The sequence below is a fragment of the Kitasatospora sp. NPDC091257 genome (assembly GCF_044757675.1).
Taxonomy (GTDB): domain Bacteria; phylum Actinomycetota; class Actinomycetes; order Streptomycetales; family Streptomycetaceae; genus Kitasatospora; species Kitasatospora lactacystinica.
Genome location: NZ_JBIVVI010000881.1, coordinates 1 through 3,960, shown reverse-complemented (window position 1 = coordinate 3,960; position 3,960 = coordinate 1). Strand labels below are relative to the sequence as shown.

Below are 3,960 nucleotides of genomic sequence, written 5' to 3'. Positions count from 1 at the left end.
CCCGCCAGAGCGACAGGGCCTCCCCCGCACCCGCGGGAGAGGCCCTGTCCGTTCCTGCCGTTTCGTTCCGCCTACCGCTGGTCCCACGGCGGCCGGGGCGGTCGCGGCGGGTACCCCGGCGGCTGCTGCCCGGGCGGCCCCTGCGGCGGCCCCGAACCGGGCCCGGACACAGGCCCCGACACGGGCCCGGAAGCAGGTCCGGAAGCAGGCCCCGACTGCGGCCCCGGCGGAGTTCCCGGCCCGCCCCCCTGCGGCGGCCCGGCCGGCCGGTCGCTGTCCGGCGGCGGCGGTCCGGGCCGGTGGTGCGGCCCGCCGCGGGCGGTGAGCCGGCCGCGCACGTTGTCGGCGGCCAGCACGTCGGCCCACCGCTCCGGGTACTCGGAGGGCACCTCGACGTCCTCGCCCTCGTCCTCGCCCCACTCCTCCTCGACGCCCTCGGCGAGCCCGAGCTCGCGGGCGCGCCGGGCCCGTTCGACGGCCCGCCGGGCGGCGACCTCGCGGACCACGGCGGCGGCCGCCTCCTCGTGGGCGCGCTCGTTCTCGGCACGCGCGTCGGCGGTCTCCAGGGTGGGCCAGCGGCGGTCTATCGCGGCGTTCATCGCGGCGCCGATGAGCACCGCGAGCGCCACCACGAAGATCCACAGCAGCACGGCCACCGGCGCCGCCAGCGAGCCGTACACCGAGGGGCCCTCGACCGAGCTGACCAGGTAGACCCGCAGGCCGACGCTGCAGAAGACCAGCACCACCAGGGCGACCAGGGCGCCGGGGATGTCCTCGCGCCACGGGGTCGAGACCGGGACGGCCAGGTGGTAGAGGGTGGTCAGCGAGACGGTCAGCAGCACGATCGCGACCGGCCAGTAGAGGGCGCCGACCAGCCCGGACACCCCCGGCACCGCGTTCTCCAGCAGCCCCGGACCGACCATCAGCAGCGGCAGCACCAGCGAGCCGATCACCAGGGCGCCGAAGTAGAGGCTGAGCGACATCAGCCGGGTCTTGACGATGCCCCGCTTGCCGTCGAGCCCGTACATGACGGTGATGGTGTCGATGAAGATGTACAGGGCCCTGGAGCCGGACCACAGGGACAGCAGGAAGCCGATCGAGACGAGGTCGGGCCGGGTGCGGTCGAACACCCCGTCCAGCAGCGGGACCACGACCTCGTTGACGGAGGAGTCCGACAGCACCGTCCCGGAGGCCGAGAGGATGCTCTTCTTGAGCCCGGCGATGGTGCCCGCGCCGACGAACTCGTCGAGGTAGCCGAGGGTGCCGGCCAGCCCGAGCAGCAGCGGCGGGATCGACAGCAGGGTGAAGAAAGCCGCCTCCGCGGCGAGCCCGGTGACCCGGTACTCGACGCAGGTGTTGGTGGTGTCCCTGACCAGCTCCCACGCCGTGCGGCGCCAGGTGGCCTGTTTCGCCGCCCGCCGCGCGCCCTTGCCCCTTCGCCGGGAGGGCCGCTCGGCGTTCGGTCTGCTCGTATCGCCTGCTGCTTGCACAGGGCCCACCGTATCGGGCCGGGGCCGCGCGGTTGATCTCCCCGGGGGTACGGGCGCGTGGCCGGGCGCCCCGGCGGGGAGCGGCGGGAACGTCCGGATGTCTCGCCTGACGAAACTTCAACGTCCAGTATTCGGATGTTAGTGGACCGCGAGTCCCGCGCCGTGCGAATCTCTTGCCATGTCTAGCGCCGGAACCACCCTGGTAGGTCGACTCCACGTCGACCTCCTTCGCGTGTCCAGCGCCATCTGTCCGGTGACCTGAGCCCGACTCCGCCGCACCACCGCACCCGGCGCCGACCTCCCCCGCCATCCCCGTCGCAGCGGATGCGCAGGCGCCCGCCCGGTCCCGGTCACTGCCCTCAAGGCCTTGAGAAATCCGCAGGTCAGAGCGGCACCGCACGGCCGAGCACGCCCCGCGACCTATTCGGCGCCAGCGCCACCTGCCCCGAAGGACTTCACCATGGCCACCTCCTCCGAGACCGTCGAGCCCACGGCCGACCGCGCCGCCGAGCGCCGCCCCGCAGCGGCCCGCAAGGCGACCCGCCATCGCGGCGAAGGCCAGTGGGGCATGGGCCACTACACCCCCCTGAACGCCAACGAGCAGTTCAAGAAGGACGACGACGGTCTCAATGTGCGGACACGTATTGAGACGATCTACGCGCACCGGGGCTTCGACTCGATCGACCCGGCCGACCTGCGCGGCCGGATGCGCTGGTGGGGGCTCTACACCCAGCGCAAGGAGGGCATCGACGGCGGCAAGACCGCGATCCTGGACCCGCACGAGCTGGACGCCGAGTTCTTCATGCTCCGCGTGCGCATCGACGGCGGCCGGCTGACCGTCCCCCAGCTGCGGGCGATCGCCGAGGTCTCCGAGCAGTACGCCCGCGGCACCGCCGACCTGACCGACCGCCAGAACATCCAGTACCACTGGATCCGGATCGAGGACGTCCCGGCGATCTGGCAGAAGCTGGAGGCCGTCGGCCTGTCCACCACCGAGGCCTGCGGCGACACCCCGCGTGTCATCCTCGGTTCCCCGGTGGCCGGCATCGCCGAGGACGAGATCATCGACGGCACGCCCGCCATCGAGGAGATCCAGCGCCGCTTCATCGGCAACCCTGACTTCTCCAACCTCCCGCGCAAGTTCAAGAGCGCGGTCTCCGGCTCCCCGCTGCTCGACGTCGCGCACGAGATCAACGACGTCTCCTTCGTCGGCGTGGTCCACCCCGAGCACGGCCCCGGCTTCGACCTCTGGGTCGGCGGCGGCCTGTCCACCAACCCCAAGCTGGGCGTGCGGCTGGGCGCGTGGGTCCCGCTGGAGGAGGTCGCCGACGTCTACGGCGGCGTCATCGGCATCTTCCGCGACTACGGCTACCGGCGCCTGCGCAACCGCGCCCGGCTGAAGTTCCTGGTCGCCGACTGGGGCGTGGAGAAGTTCCGCCGGGTGCTGGAGGACGAGTACCTCGAGCGCCCGTTGCTCGACGGCCCCGCCCCGACCGAGCCCGCCGCCCGCTGGCGCGACCACGTCGGCGTCCACCGGCAGCAGGACGGGAAGTTCTACATCGGCTTCGCGCCGCGCGTCGGCCGGGTCGACGGCAAGCTGCTCGGCCGGATCGCCGACCTCGCCGCCGCCCACGGCAGCGACCGGGTGCGCACCACCGCCGAGCAGAAGATGATCGTCCTCGACATCGCCGAGGAGCACGTCGACTCCGTGGTGGCCGGCCTGGAGGCGCTCGACCTGCGGGTCACCCCCTCGCCGTTCCGCCGCGGCACCATGGCCTGCACCGGCATCGAGTACTGCAAGCTCGCCATCGTCGAGACCAAGGAGCGCGGCCGCGCGCTCATCGACGAGCTGGAGCAGCGCCTGCCGGACTTCGCCGAGCCGCTGACCATCAACATCAACGGCTGCCCGAACGCCTGCGCCCGCATCCAGGTCGCCGACATCGGACTCAAGGGCCAGCTGGTCACCGACGAGCACGGCGAGCAGGTCGAGGGCTACCAGGTGCACCTCGGCGGCGCGCTCGGCCTGGAGGCCGGCTTCGGCCGCAAGGTCCGCGGCCTCAAGGTCACCAGCGCGGGCCTGCCCGACTACGTCGAGCGCGTGCTGACCCGCTACCAGGCCGACCGCACCGAGGGCGAGCGCTTCGCCCAGTGGGCGGCCCGGGCGACCGAGGACCAGCTGTCGTGAGCGAGCGAGCGGCCCCTTTCTTCTGTCCCTACTGCGGGGACGAGGACCTGCGCCCCTCCGAGGCCGGGCACGGCGCCTGGGAGTGCCACGGATGCCGCCGCGCCTTCCAGCTGAAGTTCCTCGGCCTGCTGTCACCGACCAACCACGGGGGTACGTCACATGAGCAGCACAGCGACTGACTACGCGTCGTTGGCGGAGAGGGCCGGGCGCGCGTTGGAGGAGGCCTCCGCGCAGGAGGTCCTCGCCTGGGCGGCCGAGACCTTCGGCGGGCGGTTCTGCGTGACC

The 3,960-nt window shown here is 72.7% G+C and carries 4 protein-coding genes; 3 read left to right on the top strand and 1 reads right to left on the bottom strand.

Annotated elements, in window-relative coordinates:
- Positions 1-71: 71 nt before the first annotated feature.
- On the bottom strand, positions 72-1,490 hold the full coding sequence (locus ACIQOV_RS31315) for a YihY/virulence factor BrkB family protein (RefSeq protein ID WP_401054024.1): 1,419 nt from the start codon (positions 1,488-1,490) through the stop codon (positions 72-74).
- 178 nt (positions 1,491-1,668) lie between these two features.
- On the opposite strand from ACIQOV_RS31315, the gene ACIQOV_RS31310 reads away from it, so the two are divergent.
- The 3 genes from ACIQOV_RS31310 (at position 1,669) to ACIQOV_RS31300 (ending at position 3,854) form a co-directional block, all read left to right on the top strand.
- The gene (locus tag ACIQOV_RS31310) at positions 1,669-1,752 is read left to right on the top strand and encodes a putative leader peptide (RefSeq protein WP_318264789.1); all 84 of its coding nucleotides are present in this window, start codon (positions 1,669-1,671) and stop codon (positions 1,750-1,752) included.
- 198 nt (positions 1,753-1,950) lie between these two features.
- Positions 1,951-3,675 (top strand): nitrite/sulfite reductase, encoded by a 1,725-nt coding sequence (locus ACIQOV_RS31305; RefSeq protein ID WP_401054023.1) that lies wholly within the window; start codon positions 1,951-1,953, stop codon positions 3,673-3,675.
- Positions 3,672-3,854, top strand: a complete 183-nt coding sequence (locus ACIQOV_RS31300) for a hypothetical protein (RefSeq protein WP_380547841.1) — start codon at positions 3,672-3,674, stop codon at positions 3,852-3,854. Before ACIQOV_RS31305 ends, ACIQOV_RS31300 begins: the two co-directional genes overlap by 4 nt.
- The last annotated feature ends 106 nt before the right edge of the window (positions 3,855-3,960 follow it).